Consider the following 14,184-nt stretch of genomic DNA (forward strand, 5'->3'; position numbering starts at 1 on the left):
GTTCGCGCCGCCCGCCGCGGAGGTTCGGGACGGCCGCCGCGTTCCATTCGTTCATTCCGGCTCGGGTGCCTGGTTCAGCACCGCCCAGAACTGCCCCAGCGTACGCACCGCGTCGAAGAACTGGTCCACGTCGACCGGCTTGATCACGTAGGCGTTGGCGCCCAGATCCCAGCTGCGCGCCAGGTCGCTCTCCTCGCGCGAGGAGGACAGGATCACCACCGGGATCCGGCGCAACTTGTCGTTGCCGCGCATCGCGGTCAGCACGTCCAGCCCGCTCATGCGCGGCATCTTGATGTCCAGCAGCACCACCGCCGGATCGCCCGGCTCGCGCGAGGACCACGCGCCGCGACCGTGCAGATAATCCATGCACTCCACGCCATCCTCCACGTGCACCACCGGGTTGGCCAGGTTCGCCTCGCCGAGCGCGTCCATCGCCATCTCGGCGTCGGCCATGCTGTCCTCGACCAGCAGGATGGTGCGAAGGTCCCTCTTGTTCATGCTTCGCTCTCAGGTGCGTGTGCCGGCCGCATCGGTGGCCGGCAGCGAGAAATGGAAATGGGCGCCCCGGCCAGGTTCGGCCTCGGCCCAGACGCGGCCGCCGTGGCGCGCCACGATCCGTCGCACGTTGGCCAGCCCGATGCCGTTGCCCGGGAATTCCGAGGCCCGGTGCAGGCGCTGGAACACGCCGAACAGCTTGTCCGCATACTGCATGTCGAACCCCGCGCCGTTGTCGCTTACCGTGAATTCGTAGTCGCCGTTGCGGCCCTGCCGCACGCTCACCGCGATACGCGCCACCTCGCAATGCCCGGTGTACTTCACCGCATTGCCAAGCAGGTTCTGCCACACCGTGCGCAGCATGTTCTCATCGCCGATCACCATCGGCAACGGTGCGACGTCCCACACGATACGCCGACCCGACACGCCCGATTCGGCCAGCGCGCGCGCCTCGTCGACCAGCGACTGCATGTCCACCGCCTGCAGCCGCAGCGCGCCGCGGCCGAGCCGCGAAAACACCAGCAGGTCGTCGATCAGCACGGCCATGCGCTGCGCCGAACCGGCGATCACCTCGATGTAATGGGCGGATTTCTCGTCGATCCGGTCGCCCAGGTGCTGCTCCAGCTTGCGCGCGAAGCCGGCGATGTGGCGCAGCGGCGCGCGCAGGTCGTGCGACACCGAATAGCTGAACGCCTCCAGCTCGCGGTTGACGTCGGAGATCTGCGCCACCTTGCCTTCCAGCTGGCGGTTGAGCTCGTTCACCTGCTGCTCGGCCAGCGCGCGCGTGGTGACGTCGCTGACCGTCAGCAGCAGTGCCGGCGTGCCGCCATCCTGCTGCTGCAGCCGGCGCGCGTTGATCACCACGTGGCGGTCGATGCCGTCGACGGTGCGCTGGACCACTTCGTAGTCCCACAGTTCGCGATCGCGCAGCAGCACGTCGTTCAGGCGTTGCAGCAGCACGCCGTCGCTCCAGGCGCCTTCGCCGATCTGCACCAGCGGCAGCGAGCGCTGCCGCAGGTCCATGCCGTACAGCTCGCTGAAGGCGTTGTTCACCAGCAGGCTGTTCAGGTTCTCGTCGAACAGCGCGATCGGCTCGCGCACCGCCTGGAAGATCAGCTGCGAACGCAGCACCGCGCGGCCTTCGCGGGTCTCGGCCAGCTGGCGTCGGCCGATCTGCCGTTCGGAGGTGATCACGATGATGGTCAGCAGCAGGAGCTGCGCCAGCGCGGTGATCGAGAGCACGATGCGCCCGTTGCGGGACTGCTGCGCCGCCGCGGCCTGGCGCTGCTGCAGCAGGCCGTCCTCGATCTGCACGATGCTGGCGATCTGCGCATTCATCCCGAACAGGTCGTCGGCGTCGCGCAGCGACTGCCGGGCGCCGTCCGGGTTACCCTGGCGCAGCCGCTCCAGCGCCTGCTTCATCAGGGTGACGCGGCCGTTGACGCCGCTGGCCAGCGAGCCCATCAGGGCCTGCTGGTCGGGGTTGTCGCGCGTCATCCGGCGCAGCTGCCGCAGCAGCGGCGGCACTTCCTGGCCGACCCGCGCCGCGCGCGCGCGCGTGGCGTCGTTCACGTCGCCCGCCAGCAGCCGGTAGGTGGCTGCCTCGCTGTCGTGCACGACGTAGGCGATCCGGTAGGCCAGCGACTTCACCTCAGTCGAGCGCACCACCCATTCGGTGGCCTGCTCGGTGTCGCGCGCCCCCTGCAGGGTGACGATATACGGCAGGCCGACGATGATCAGCATCGCCAGCAACAGGCCGACGGTACGCCAGCGCATGATGCCCCGGGTTGTCATGTCACTCGCCGCATCGGCAGGCCCATGATGGAGGGTTCGCGCTGCATTCTGGCATGTTTCATCCGCGCGTCGCCGGACGCGCCGTTCATCGCCCGTAGCGGCTCATCGCCGCCGGCCGGGCCGACGCCGCGCTGCCCCACTCCCGGTTCGGCTGCGCCTGCATGGTGAAATGCAGTTCGCCGCCGGCCACGATCTCGCCGTGGCGCAGGTAGCTGCGCTGCAGCGGCCGGCCGTTCAGGGTCACCGCGCCGACGTAGGGGTGCGCATCGTCCAGCGGCGACGCGCTGATCGTGAAGGTGCGGCCGTGGCCAAGGTGGAGCGCGGCGCGCGCCACGAACGGCCGGCCGATCGCGTACTCGTCGCTGCCCGGCGTCACCGGGTAGACGCCGAGCGCGGTGAACACGTACCAGGCCGACATCTGGCCGAGGTCGTCGTTGCCGCTCAGGCCGTCGGGACGCGGTGCGTACTGGCTGTCCATGATCTGCTTCAGCCTGGCTTGCGTCTTCCACGGCGCGCCGGCGTAGTCGTAAAGATAGGCGATGTGATGGCTGGGCTCGTTGCCGTGCGCGTACCAGCCAATCAGGCCGGTGATGTCCTCGACATGCTTGAAGTGCGACGGGTCGACCTTCGCCTCGAACAGCGCATCGAGCCTGGCCACGAACTTCGCGTCGCCGCCCATCGCGCCGATCAGCCCGGCCACGTCCTGCGGCACGTACCAGGAATACTGCCACGCGTTGCCCTCGGTGTAGTCGCTGCCGTAACCGGCGGCCTCGGGGTCGAACGGCTCACGGAACTTGCCGTCGCTCAGGCGTGCGCGCATGAAGCCGCTCTGCGGATCCCAGGTGTTCTTCCAGTTGCCGGCGCGCCTGCCGAACGCGGCGGCGACGTCGCTGCGCCCCATCCCCTTCGCCATCTGCGCCAGCGACCAGTCGTCGTAGGCGTATTCCAGCGTCTTCGAGGCGCCTTCGGGCTCCTTGTCGATCGGCACGTAGCCGAGCTTCATGTAGTCGGCCAGGTCGCCGTACGGCGCGTAGGTGGCGCTGGCCACCATCGCCTCAAGCGCCTTGCCCGCGTCGAAGCCGCGCACGCCCTTGACGTAGGCGTCGGCGATCACCGGCACCGCGTGGTAGCCGATCATGCACCAGGTCTCCAGCCCCTGGTACGCCCACACCGGCAGGATGCCGAACGGGCTGGCCGCGCGCGCGGCGATCAGCGAGCGGATGAAATCGGTGCTGCGCTCGGGATGCAGCAGGACCATCAGCGGCTGCTGCGCGCGGTAGACGTCCCACAGCGACCAGGTGGAGTAGAAGTCGAAGCCTTCGGCCCGGTGCACCGCGTGGTCCGGCCCGCGGTAGTCGCCGTTGGCATCCATGCTCAGCGTGGGCGACAGCATGGCGTGGTACAGCGCGGTGTAGAACTGGGTCTTCGCGGTCTTCGGCGCGTCCACGTCGACCACCGCCAGCGCCTGGTCCCAGGCCGCCTTCGCCTCGGCGCGACGGGCGTCGAAGTCCCAGCCGGCGCCGTCCTGGTCGAGATTGGCAATCGCGTTCGCTTCGCTCACCGGCGAGATCGCCACCTTCACCTCCAGCGGCTGCTTCAGCATGCCGAAATCGAACACGCCAAGCAGCGCGCGGCCACCCTGCGCGTCGCGATCCTCGGCCTGGTTGCCCGGCCCCTTGAAACCCTTGTAGGTGATGTCGGTCTCGCGGTTGTACAGCTCGCGCGAAGTCATCGGCTGAGAGAAGCGCAGGGCGAAGCACAGCTCGCGCCCCGGCGCCCAGCCGCGGGTGCTGCGGCAACCGCTGACGGTACCGTCCGCATGCACGCGCAGGCTGGCCCACAGCACCTTGCCGGGGTAGTCGTAGATGCTCGGGCGCAGGTCCAGCAGCACGTGGGCCGGCTTGCCGGCGGGGAAGGTGTAGCGGTGCCAGCCGACCCGGCGCCCGACGGTGAGTTCGGCGCGCACGCCGTAATCGCCCAGCGTCACTGCGTAGTAGCCGGCCTGCACCACCTCGCTGGCGTGCGAGAAGCGCGAGCGGTAGCCGCTGCCGGGCCGGGCCGGGTCACCCGGTTCCAGCCGCACGTCGCCGGCGATCGGCATCACCAGCACGTCGCCCAGGTCCGAATGGCCGGAGCCGGAGAAATGCGTATGCGAGAAACCCAGGATGCTGCTGTCGCCGTACTGATAGCCGGCGGCCCACTTGTAGGCGTGCCTGAAATCCGGCATCGCGGTATCCGGCGACAGCTGGATCATGCCGAACGGCACGGTGGCACCGGGAAAGGTATGGCCATCGCCGCCGGTACCGATGCGCGGGTCGACGTCGGCCGCATGTCCGTGCGCGGCCAGCGCCGGCGCACTGGCCATGAACCCCAGCAGGGCGAGCATCATCGCGATGGTGCGGGACATGGGCTACCTCGGTCGGCCGTGGGCAAGGCGCTGAAAATAGCACCGCGCGGCATGTTGCGGCGCGCGATCGGCATGCCGGTGAAAACGGTTACATTGACGCCGCGGCGTGTCCCGCGCCCGATTCCGCCCAACCCCTCGACCAACCCCGTACCGGAATACCGCCATGGCCTTTGCCGCTGCACCGTCTTCCACGCCCGCGCCCACGCCGGAGCACGCCGGCCACGAGCCTTACACCAGCCACCCGATGGCGCTGGGCGTGCTCACCACCATCTTCTTCATGTGGGGCTTCCTGACCTGCCTCAACGACATCCTGATCCCGCACCTGAAGTCGATCTTCCAGCTCAACTACGCGCAGGTGATGCTGGTGCAGTTCACCTTCTTCGGCGCGTACTTCCTGATGGCGCTGCCGGCCGGCCGACTGGTCGCCGCGCTGGGCTACAAGAAGGGCATCGTGGCCGGGCTGGCGATTGCCGGCGTCGGCGCGCTGGGCTTCTGGCCAGCCGCCGGACTGCACCTGTACCCGGCCTTCCTCGGCGCGCTGTTCGTGCTGGCCACCGGCATCACCGTGCTGCAGGTGGCGGCCAACCCCTACGTGGCCCTGCTCGGCCCGGAGAAGACCAGCTCCAGCCGGCTGACCCTGGCGCAGGCGCTGAACTCGTTCGGCACCTTCCTGGCGCCGTGGTTCGGCGGATTGCTGATCCTGTCCAACGTGGTGAAGAGTCCGACCGAGCTGGCCGCGCTGGAACCGGCGCAGCGCCTGCTCTACGACACCCAGCAGGCGCAGGCGGTGCAGGGGCCGTACATCGGCCTGGCGGTGGTGCTGTTCCTGCTGGCGGTGTTCGTGTGGCTGTTCCGCCTGCCGGCGCTGAGCGAGGCCACCGACAAGGGCGACCACGCGCGCCACGGCTTCGCCGACGTGCTGCGCCACCCGCACGTGCTGTTCGGTGTACTCGGCATCTTCTTCTACGTCGGCGCGGAAGTGTCGATCGGCAGCTTCATGGTCAACTACCTGTCGATGCCGGAGATCGGCCACCTGAGCGAACAGCAGGCGGCGAAGTACGTGTCCTGGTATTGGGGCGGCGCGATGGTCGGCCGCTTCGCCGGTTCGGCGCTGATGGCGGCGTTCTCGCCGCGCAAGCTGCTGGCCGCCTTCGCCGCGATCAACGCGCTGCTGGTGCTGACCACCATGTCCAGCAGCGGCGCGCTGGCGATGTACAGCATCATCGCGATCGGCCTGTTCAACTCGATCATGTTCCCGACCATCTTCGCGCTGGGCATCGAGCGGCTGGGGCCGATGACCAGCAAGGCGTCCAGCCTGCTGATCATGGCCATCGTCGGCGGCGCGATCATGCCGCCGCTGCAGGGCCTGTTCGCCGACCACATCGGCCTGCAGCACGCGTTCTTCCTGCCGCTGCTGTGCTACCTGTACATCGTGTTCTACGGCCTGCGCGGTTCGCGCATCCGCAGCCTGCCGGCAGCGGACGCCAGCGGAACCCATTGAGATGCCGCCGCGGCCCATCCTGTGCTTCGGCGAGGCACTGATCGACCTGCATGCCGACGGCCTCGACCCGCGCGGCTTCGCCGCCCGCTTCGTGCCGTTCGCCGGCGGCGCGCCGGCCAACGTGGCGGTCGCCGCCGCGCGGCTGGGCGGACACGCGCGCTTCGCCGGCATGCTCGCGCGCGACCGCTTCGGCGACTTCCTGCTCGACAGCCTGCAGCAGGCCGGCGTCGGCACCGCCGACGTGGTGCGCACCGAGGCGGCGAACAGCGCGCTGGCCTTCGTCACGCTGGATGCGCGCGGCGAGCGCAGCTTCGGCTTCTACCGCGACCACACCGCCGACCTGCTGTTCCGCCCGGCGCACTTCCGCGCCGACGGCTTCCGCGACGTCGCCGTGTTCCACGTCTGCTCCAACAGCATGACGGATCCGGCGCTGGCCGCGACCACCCGCGAAGGCATGCAGCGCGCGCACGGCGCCGGCGCACTGGTCAGCTTCGATCTCAACCTGCGTCCTGCGCTGTGGCCGGCCGATGCCGATCCGCACCCGCTGCTGTGGCCGGCGCTGCACCTGGCCGACGTGGTGAAGCTCTCCGCCGAGGAATTCGCCTGGCTGGCGATCGACGGCGAACAGGCCGCGCTGGACCGGCTGTGGCTGGGCCGCACCCGCCTGGTGGTGGTGACCGACGGCGCCCGGCCGCTGCGCTGGTTCCACCCCGAGGCCGAAGGCGAGCTGCCGTGCTACGCGGTCGAGACTGTCGACTCCACCGCCGCCGGCGATGCCTTCATGGGCGGCCTGCTGTGCTGCCTGGCCGAGCTGGAAGCCACCCCGGACCGGCTCGACCGCCTGGTCGTCGCGCTGCCGCGGCTGCACGCGATGCTGCGCTTCGCCGCCGCCTGCGGCGCACTCACCGTCACCCGCCAGGGCTCGTTCGTCGCGATGCCGCGCGGCGAAGAGGTATTGGCCTTCATGGAACGCCAGGCATGAACGCCACTCCCGACTTCCGCTCCGCCGCTTTCCTGCGCGCGCACATCGCGCAGACCATGGCGTTCTACCACCCGCGTGCGATCGACCCGGAAGGCGGCTTCTTCCACTACTTCCGCGACGACGGCACGATTTACGAGCGCAACCACCGGCACCTGGTCAGCAGCACCCGCTTCGTCTTCAACTACGCGATGGCGGCGATCGAATTCGGCGACGACACGGCGCTGCGCGACGAGTACCTCGACGCCGCGCGCCACGGCCTGCGCTACCTGCGCGAGGTGCATCGCGACCCGTACACCGGCGGCTACGCCTGGACGATCCGCGACGAGCAGCCGGAAGACCGCACCAACCATGCCTACGGCGTGGCCTTCGTGCTGCTGGCCTACGCCAGCGCGGTGAAGGCCGGCATCGCCGAGGCCGCCGCGTGGATGGACGAGACCTGGAGCCTGCTGGAGCAGCGCTACTGGGACGCCGACGCCGGGCTGTACCGCGACGAGGCGGACGCGCACTGGCACTTCAGCGACTACCGCGGCCAGAACGCGAACATGCACCTGTGCGAGGCGCTGCTGGCCGCCTGGCAGGCCAGCCACGAGCCGCGTTATCTCGATCGCGCCTACACCCTCGCCGACCACATGACCCGCCGCCAGGCCGCGCTGGCCGGCGGGCTGGTGTGGGAGCACTACGACCGCGACTGGGCCATCGACTGGGACTACCATCGCGACGACCCCAAACACCTGTTCCGCCCGTGGGGCTTCCAGAGCGGCCACCAGACCGAGTGGGCGAAGCTGCTGCTGACCATGGATCCGCTGCTGCGCGCGCGCGGCGATGACGAGGACTGGCTGCTGCCCACCGCGCGGCAGCTGTTCGACACCGCGCTGGCGCGCGCCTGGGACGGCGAGTACGGCGGCCTCTGCTACGGCTTCGCGCCCGACGGCAGCGTCTGCGACGACGACAAGTACTTCTGGGTGCAGGCCGAATCGCTGGCCGCCGCCGCGCGGCTGCATGCGCACACCGGCGAGCCGGCCTATGACGACTGGTACGGGAAACTGTGGGCCTACGCGTGGCAGCATCTGGTCGACCACCGCCACGGCGCCTGGTACCGCATCCTCACCCGTGACAATCGCAAGTACAGCGACGAGAAAAGCCCGGCCGGCAAGACCGACTACCACACCATGGGCGCCTGCCACGACGTGCTGGCGCTGCTGCGTGCCGGCGGCCGGCCGTGATCCCCCACCTTCCCCAAGGCACCGCATGAACCAACCCGCGCTGTTCCTCGCCATCACCGCCGCCATGCTGCTGGCGGCACCCGCATTCGCCGCCACCGACGCGGCCGCGCGCTTCGATCCGCTGCAGGCGTTCGCCCCGTACAGCTACCCGCAGCCGGCCACCGCCTACCGCTCGGCCAGCGGCAAGCCCGGCCCGCTGTTCTGGCAGAACCGCGCCGACTATCGGATCGAGGCCACGCTCGACCCGGCCACGCGGCAGCTGCGCGGCAGCGAGGTGATCAGCTACACCAACCACAGCCCCGACGCGCTCGACCTGCTGTGGCTGCAGCTGGACCAGAACCGCTACCGCCGCGACGCCCGCGGCGCCTTCACCAGCAAGTTCCCCACCGAGTTCACCGACGGCTACCAGATCGCGTCGGTGGAAGTGGAAGACGCGCACGGGGACAGGCAGCCGGTGCAGTGGCTGGTTTCCGACACGCGCATGCAGGTGCAGCTGCCCGCGGCACTGAAGGGCAACGGCGGCAGCCTGCGCCTGCACGTCGCCTGGAGCTACACCGTGCCCGGCGAATTCGGCGGGCGCACCGACGTCAACCCCAGCAAGCACGGCGAGATCTTCGAGATCGCGCAGTGGTACCCGCGCATGGCTGTCTACGACGACCTGCGCGGGTGGGACACCGCGCCCTACCTCAACAGCGAGTTCTACCTGGAATACGGCGATTTCGACTACGCCGTCACCGTGCCGTGGGACATGATCGTGGCCGGCTCCGGCGAGCTGCTGAACCCTGACGAGGTGCTGACGAAAGCCGAACGGCAGCGGCTGGAGCGGGCCCGCCACAGCGACGCCACCGTGATGATCCGCACGCCCGAGGAAGTCACCCAGCCGTCCAGCCGTCCGAAACAGAGCGGCACGCTGAGCTGGCACTTCCGCATGCACAACACCCGCGACGTGGCGTTCGGCGCGTCGAAGGCATTCGTGTGGGACGCCGCGCGGATCAATCTGCCCGAAGGGAAAACCGCGCTGGCGATGTCGGTCTATCCGGCCGAGAGCGGCGGCGATGCGGCGTGGGGCCGCGCCACCGAATACCTCAAGGCGTCCACCGAATACTTCTCGAAGCAGTGGTATCCGTACCCGTGGCCGGTGGCGATCAACGAGGCCGGCACCGCCGGCGGCATGGAATACCCGGGCATCACCTTCGACCACAAGCTGGCCAAGGGCAAGAACCTGCACATGGTGATCGCGCACGAGATCGGGCACATCTGGTTCCCGATGATCGTGGGCAGCAACGAGCGCCGCGACGCGTGGATGGACGAGGGCTTCAACACCTTCATCGACGTCTACGAGGACGACGCCTTCAACCACGGCGAATACGCGCCGAAGCGCGACAGCGAGTACGCGCCCGGCGGCGGCAAGCCGGCCGACGAGATCGCCGCCGTGCTGGCCGATCCCGCCGCGCCCGCCCTGCTCAACGGCGCCGACATGACGAGCGAGAAGTACCGCCACCCGATCAGCTACTTCAAGGGCGCGTTCGGCCTGGCGCTGCTGCGCGAGCAGATCATCGGGCCGGAGCGCTTCGACCCCGCGTTCCGCCGCTACATCGCCACCTGGGCGTACAAGCACCCCAGCCCGTCGGACTTCTTCCGCTTCATGGAAAGCGAGACCGGCGAAGACCTGGGCTGGTTCTGGCGCGGCTGGTACGAGCACAACTGGCAGCTCGACCTGGCCGTGCAGAAGGTGGCGCCGATCGACGGCAACTGGAGCCACGGCGCCGAAGTCACCGTGGCCAACCTCGACCGGCTGGTGCTGCCGGCCATGCTGCAGGTGGTCTACGACGACGGCAGCAAGCAGGACATCCGCGTGCCGGTGGAAACCTGGCAGCAGCATCGCAGCTACGTGGTGCGCGTGGCCGGCACGCGCAAGGTGGTTACGGCCACCCTCGACCCGGCGCATGCGCTGCCGGACGCACAGCGCGCGAACAACACGCTGCGGGTGAAATAAAGCCCGGGCCTTGCGCCCTCCCCTGCCCGCAGGGGAGGGTCGGGCGGGGTTGCGCTCAGAGTTCCGGCAACACCTGCTGCAACGTGGCGATGCCCTCCCACGGGTCGCGCTGCAACGCCGCCGCCCCCTTCAGCGCCTTGGGCAGGTCGAACGCTGCCCCGCCCTGCACCCGCCCCAGTTCCTCCCAGCGCAGCGGCATCGCCACCGGCGCGCCGGCGCGGGCGCGCAGCGACCAGTTGCACACGCTGGTGGCGCCGCGCGTGTTGCGCAGCCAGTCGATGAAAATCAGGCCCTGCCGCCGCGACTTGCTCGCGCTGGCGACGTACTGCTGCGGCCGCCGCGCCACCAGTGCGCGGGCCAACGCCGCGCAGAAACGCTTCGCCGCGGCCCAGTCCGGCCCGCGCCGGATCGGCAGCACCACGTGCAGGCCCTTGCCGCCGCTGGTGCGCACGAAACTCCGCAAGCCGAACCCGTGCAGCCGCGCACGGATATCGCGCGCCGCCGCCACCACCGCCGGCCACGGCACGCCCGGCGCCGGATCGAGGTCGAACACCAGCCGGTCCGGCGCATCGGGCCGGTCCACCTGCGCACCCCACGGATGGAACTCCAGCGCGTTCATCTGCACCAGCTCGAGCAGGCCGGCCAGGTCGCGCACGTACAGGTAGTCGTCGACGCCGCCGCCCTTCTCGCGCAGCGCGACCACTTGCACGTGCCGGCCCAGCGCCTGCGTGTGGTGCTTCTGGAAGAAGCAGGCGCTGCCCACCCCGTCCGGGCAGCGCAGCAGCGACAGCGGCCGGTTCGCCAGCTCCGGCAGCATCCAGCGCGCCACCGCGGCGTAGTACGCGGCCACCTCGCCCTTGCTGATCCCGCGGTCCGGGTAGACCACGCGCGCGGCATGGCTGATCGCCGCCGGCGGCACGGTCACGGCACCAACGCGCCCGCGCGCCGCCGTTTCCAGGTTCGAGTCGGAATCGCTCACCTTGCCACCCTGCCACCGCGTGGCGCCGATGGTAGGCACGCCGCGTGTGCACGCGGCGCCAATGGGGCACAGGCCGGCTTTCCGCCGACACCCCGGCGCGTCGACCAGCCTGCCCTGGAACGTCATCCCGCCGTCCGCGAAGCCGCTGCCGGCCGGCCCGGGGCACCCGAACGTCCGCACCGGATCGAAAGCTCAGCGCGCCCCGTCGTGCGGGCGCCCGCCATGCTTCAGCGCCGCGGCGTGGCACGGATCCACCTTCGCGGCCATCGTCGCCACGAGGTCGCCGTCGATGCTCAGGCACTGGTCGGCGACCGCTGCCACGCTGGCCCGGTGCGATACCACGACGAGTATCGTCTGCGGCAACCGGCGTTTCATGGCGGCCAGCACCTCGATCTCGGATGCGGCGTCGAGCGCGCTGGTCGCTTCGTCCAGCACGGCCAGGAAGGGTCGGCGCAGGATCACCTGGGCCAGCAGCAGCCGCTGCAGCTCGCCGCCGGAGAGCCGGCTCTCCGTGCTGTGCAGCGCGGTGTCCAGGCCCTGCAGCGAGCCGGCCAGTCGCCTGTCGAGGCCGACGTCCTGCAGCGCGGCCTGCATCAGCTCGGCGCCGGCTTCGGGCGCCGCCCAGCGCAGGCACTCGCGCACCGAGTGCTGCCAGGGGCGCACGCCCTGGCTGACATAGGCGCCGTGCCGCACGAGTTCCCGGTATTCGCCGAAGCCGATGGCGTGTCCGCCGACCCGCGCCGCGAAAACCCCGGGCACGCCCATGCCGGCCAGCACGTCGACCAGGCTGCTCTTGCCGATGCCGGAGTCGCCGCGGATCAGGGTCAGCTCGCCGGGCCGCAGGCTCACCTGGCGCACGTCGAGACCGGCCAGCGGCGGCGCCAACCGGATCCGCTCGATGTGCAGCGCCGGTCGATCCGTCCCCGGCCCGGCGGGCGATGGCGTCGCCGGCGAACGGATCGTGTCGAGGTCCATGTAGCGCTGCCAGAGCCCGAAAGCCGGGACGGCCGAACGCAGTTGCTGGAAGCTCTGCCGGGTCGATACCAGATACGGCAGCAGGCGCCCGAGCAGCAGGCACACCGCGATCAGCGACGACTGATCGACGCCGTGCCAGCGATAGGCGAGCACGAGCACGGCGGCGATCGCGGCCGCCGCCAGCAGTTCGAGCACCAGCCGCCCGGCCGCCACCAGCTCCAGTTGGCGCCGGTAGCCGTGGCCCAGCGCCGCGGAAATGGCGCCGTAACTTTCCTTTTCCGCGTCCCCCCGCCCGAACGAACGGATGTGGCGCAGGCGCCGCGGAAAATCCTCGCTGAGCCAGAACAGCTGCGTCATGTCGGCGACATAACGGCGACCGACCTGCGACTGTTCGCGGCCGAAGATGCGCGATGCGACCAGCGCGAAACCGGCAAGCAGCGGCGCCGTGAGCATCAGCGGCGGCGACACCCAGAACGCGAAGCCCAGGCTGACGATCGTGGTGATGCCGGCAACCAGCAGCTGCAACAGTGCGGCGAAGCCCTGGGTGAGGGTTTCGACGTTGTAGGTCAGGACGTTCGCGATCTCCGCCGAGGTCGCGTCGGCCAGCGAGGCGAGCGGCGCATCGACCAGCCGCGCATGCACCAGGCGCCGCCGGGTCGTGCCGTAACGGCTGGTCAGGCGCGCACCCAGCCATGCCACCAGCCAGCGCAACACGGCGAAGGCCGCGGTGGCCGCGACGAAGACGGCGGCCCGCATCTCTACGCCGCCGCCCACGTCGAACATCCCGCCGGCCAGCTGCAACGTGTGCCCGGGCTGGACCAGCGGTACCAGCAGCACCGCGGCAAGGCTGCCGACCAGCGCCGCCGCCAGCGACAACGCGACATAGGCGGCGATTTCCGCCAGGTCGCCGCTGCTGAGCGTGCGCGCGAGCGAACGCAGCAGGTCGAGCGTGTGGCCCTGCGCCGGCGATGGTTCGTCAGGCATCACTGCTGATCCGGATGGATGGCCGGCAAGATCCGCCGCGGTGGCGGCAGCGCTTCGTCGCGATCGACGCCAGCGCCTGCGCACGGCACAGACTGCGATGCCGGTAAGTGCCATCCGGCGAGCGCGGGGTTGCATCGCCCAGCCGGAACGGCGTCCGGCAGGATCGGCGGCAGCCGGAAACCGGCGCCGCCGGGGCGCCGCTCAGCTCCCGCGCGCCGCTGCCCGGATCACGGTGCCTTGCCGGCCTGCAGCCGTTGCACGATGGCCAGCGACTGTTTCACGTGCTCGTCGGGGCGCAGATGGTCGGTCTCCGAAGAAAGCGTGGCGACGATCCTGCCGTCGCCGGCGATGATGAACGTCGTGCGGGGGATGAACGCGTGGTCGATGGCCACGCCGCGCACGTCGTGCATGCCCGGTCGCGCCGCCATCGCCTCCAGGCCATAGGCAAGCGCGACCTTGACCTCGGCGTCCGAGGCGACCGGGAACTTGCCCGCGCAGTACTTCGGATCCGCCGAGAAGGCATCGAGCCGCTCGATGCTGTCGGCCGACACGCCGATGATGGTCGCACCGGCCGCGTCGAACTTGTCCCGTTCGACCGCAAAAGTGTGCGCTTCGAGGTCGCAGCCCCCGGTGTACGCCGACGGGTAGAAGTACACCACGACCGGACCTTTCCTGAGCGCATCGGCCAGCGAGAAGGTGAACTCCTTGCCGGCCTGGCTGGCCCGGGCGGTGAACGTCGGCGCCACGGCGCCGGGCGCGAGCGCGGCGACAGCCGGCATCGCCGAAGCCAGCGCAAGCAACGCACCCAATGCCATCGATCCCGCAAAACGCTTTTTCATTGCCGTGAC

At 70.0% G+C, this 14,184-nt stretch carries 9 protein-coding genes and 1 pseudogene; 4 read left to right on the forward strand and 6 right to left on the reverse strand.

Annotated elements, in window-relative coordinates:
• Positions 1-51: 51 nt before the first annotated feature.
• The 3 genes from RHOOR92_RS0117605 to RHOOR92_RS0117615 all read right to left on the reverse strand — a co-directional run bounded on the left by RHOOR92_RS0117605 (position 52) and on the right by RHOOR92_RS0117615 (position 4,678).
• Entirely contained in the window at positions 52-498 is a 447-nt protein-coding gene (locus tag RHOOR92_RS0117605; protein ID WP_027490835.1) for a response regulator, read from the reverse strand.
• A gap of 9 nt (positions 499-507) precedes the next feature.
• On the reverse strand, positions 508-2,271 hold the full coding sequence (locus RHOOR92_RS0117610; RefSeq protein WP_155950269.1) for an ATP-binding protein: 1,764 nt from the start codon (positions 2,269-2,271) through the stop codon (positions 508-510).
• A gap of 103 nt (positions 2,272-2,374) precedes the next feature.
• A complete protein-coding gene (locus tag RHOOR92_RS0117615; protein WP_255326685.1) occupies positions 2,375-4,678 on the reverse strand; it encodes a GH92 family glycosyl hydrolase in 2,304 nt (767 codons plus the stop codon).
• Positions 4,679-4,859: 181 nt separating this feature from the next.
• Here RHOOR92_RS0117615 and fucP point away from each other — a divergent pair, with 181 nt between their 5' ends.
• Genes fucP through RHOOR92_RS0117635 form a run of 4 tightly spaced genes read left to right on the forward strand, consistent with a single transcriptional unit; the run spans position 4,860 to position 10,398 of the window.
• Positions 4,860-6,197, forward strand: coding sequence for an L-fucose:H+ symporter permease (gene fucP, locus RHOOR92_RS0117620; RefSeq protein ID WP_027490838.1), 1,338 nt, complete (start codon positions 4,860-4,862; stop codon positions 6,195-6,197).
• A gap of 1 nt (position 6,198) precedes the next feature.
• Positions 6,199-7,179, forward strand: coding sequence for a carbohydrate kinase (locus RHOOR92_RS0117625; protein WP_007507376.1), 981 nt, complete (start codon positions 6,199-6,201; stop codon positions 7,177-7,179).
• Positions 7,176-8,402 (forward strand): AGE family epimerase/isomerase, encoded by a 1,227-nt coding sequence (locus RHOOR92_RS0117630; RefSeq protein ID WP_027490839.1) that lies wholly within the window; start codon positions 7,176-7,178, stop codon positions 8,400-8,402. Before RHOOR92_RS0117625 ends, RHOOR92_RS0117630 begins: the two co-directional genes overlap by 4 nt.
• 25 nt (positions 8,403-8,427) lie before the next feature.
• Positions 8,428-10,398, forward strand: a complete 1,971-nt coding sequence (locus RHOOR92_RS0117635) for a M1 family aminopeptidase (RefSeq protein ID WP_027490840.1) — start codon at positions 8,428-8,430, stop codon at positions 10,396-10,398.
• A gap of 55 nt (positions 10,399-10,453) precedes the next feature.
• Here RHOOR92_RS0117635 and ligD read toward each other — a convergent pair.
• From ligD to RHOOR92_RS0117650, 3 genes and pseudogenes are all read right to left on the reverse strand, one after another.
• Positions 10,454-11,302, reverse strand: a pseudogene (gene ligD / locus RHOOR92_RS0117640) (non-homologous end-joining DNA ligase); the annotation flags it as partial.
• Between the two features lie 267 nt (positions 11,303-11,569).
• Complete coding sequence (locus RHOOR92_RS0117645) at positions 11,570-13,336, reverse strand: ABC transporter ATP-binding protein (protein ID WP_027490842.1); 1,767 nt, start codon at positions 13,334-13,336, stop codon at positions 11,570-11,572.
• Between the two features lie 227 nt (positions 13,337-13,563).
• Positions 13,564-14,175 carry a peroxiredoxin gene (locus RHOOR92_RS0117650; protein ID WP_027490843.1) on the reverse strand — a complete coding sequence of 204 codons (612 nt, stop codon included), beginning with the start codon at positions 14,173-14,175 and terminating at the stop codon, positions 13,564-13,566.
• Positions 14,176-14,184: the final 9 nt, after the last annotated feature.

This window comes from Rhodanobacter sp. OR92, from assembly GCF_000427545.1.
Classification (GTDB): domain Bacteria; phylum Pseudomonadota; class Gammaproteobacteria; order Xanthomonadales; family Rhodanobacteraceae; genus Rhodanobacter; species Rhodanobacter denitrificans.

What these genes read in the sequence shown, in the direction of transcription:
- RHOOR92_RS0117605 (WP_027490835.1), bottom strand. Translation starts at nt 498, where the DNA reads ATGAACAAGAGGGACCTTCGCACCATCCTGCTGGTCGAGGACAGCATG.
- RHOOR92_RS0117610 (WP_155950269.1), bottom strand. Translation starts at nt 2,271, where the DNA reads ATGCGCTGGCGTACCGTCGGCCTGTTGCTGGCGATGCTGATCATCGTC.
- RHOOR92_RS0117615 (WP_255326685.1), bottom strand. Translation starts at nt 4,678, where the DNA reads ATGATGCTCGCCCTGCTGGGGTTCATGGCCAGTGCGCCGGCGCTGGCC.
- fucP (WP_027490838.1), top strand. Translation starts at nt 4,860, where the DNA reads ATGGCCTTTGCCGCTGCACCGTCTTCCACGCCCGCGCCCACGCCGGAG.
- RHOOR92_RS0117625 (WP_007507376.1), top strand. Translation starts at nt 6,199, where the DNA reads ATGCCGCCGCGGCCCATCCTGTGCTTCGGCGAGGCACTGATCGACCTG.
- RHOOR92_RS0117630 (WP_027490839.1), top strand. Translation starts at nt 7,176, where the DNA reads ATGAACGCCACTCCCGACTTCCGCTCCGCCGCTTTCCTGCGCGCGCAC.
- RHOOR92_RS0117635 (WP_027490840.1), top strand. Translation starts at nt 8,428, where the DNA reads ATGAACCAACCCGCGCTGTTCCTCGCCATCACCGCCGCCATGCTGCTG.
- RHOOR92_RS0117645 (WP_027490842.1), bottom strand. Translation starts at nt 13,336, where the DNA reads ATGCCTGACGAACCATCGCCGGCGCAGGGCCACACGCTCGACCTGCTG.
- RHOOR92_RS0117650 (WP_027490843.1), bottom strand. Translation starts at nt 14,175, where the DNA reads ATGAAAAAGCGTTTTGCGGGATCGATGGCATTGGGTGCGTTGCTTGCG.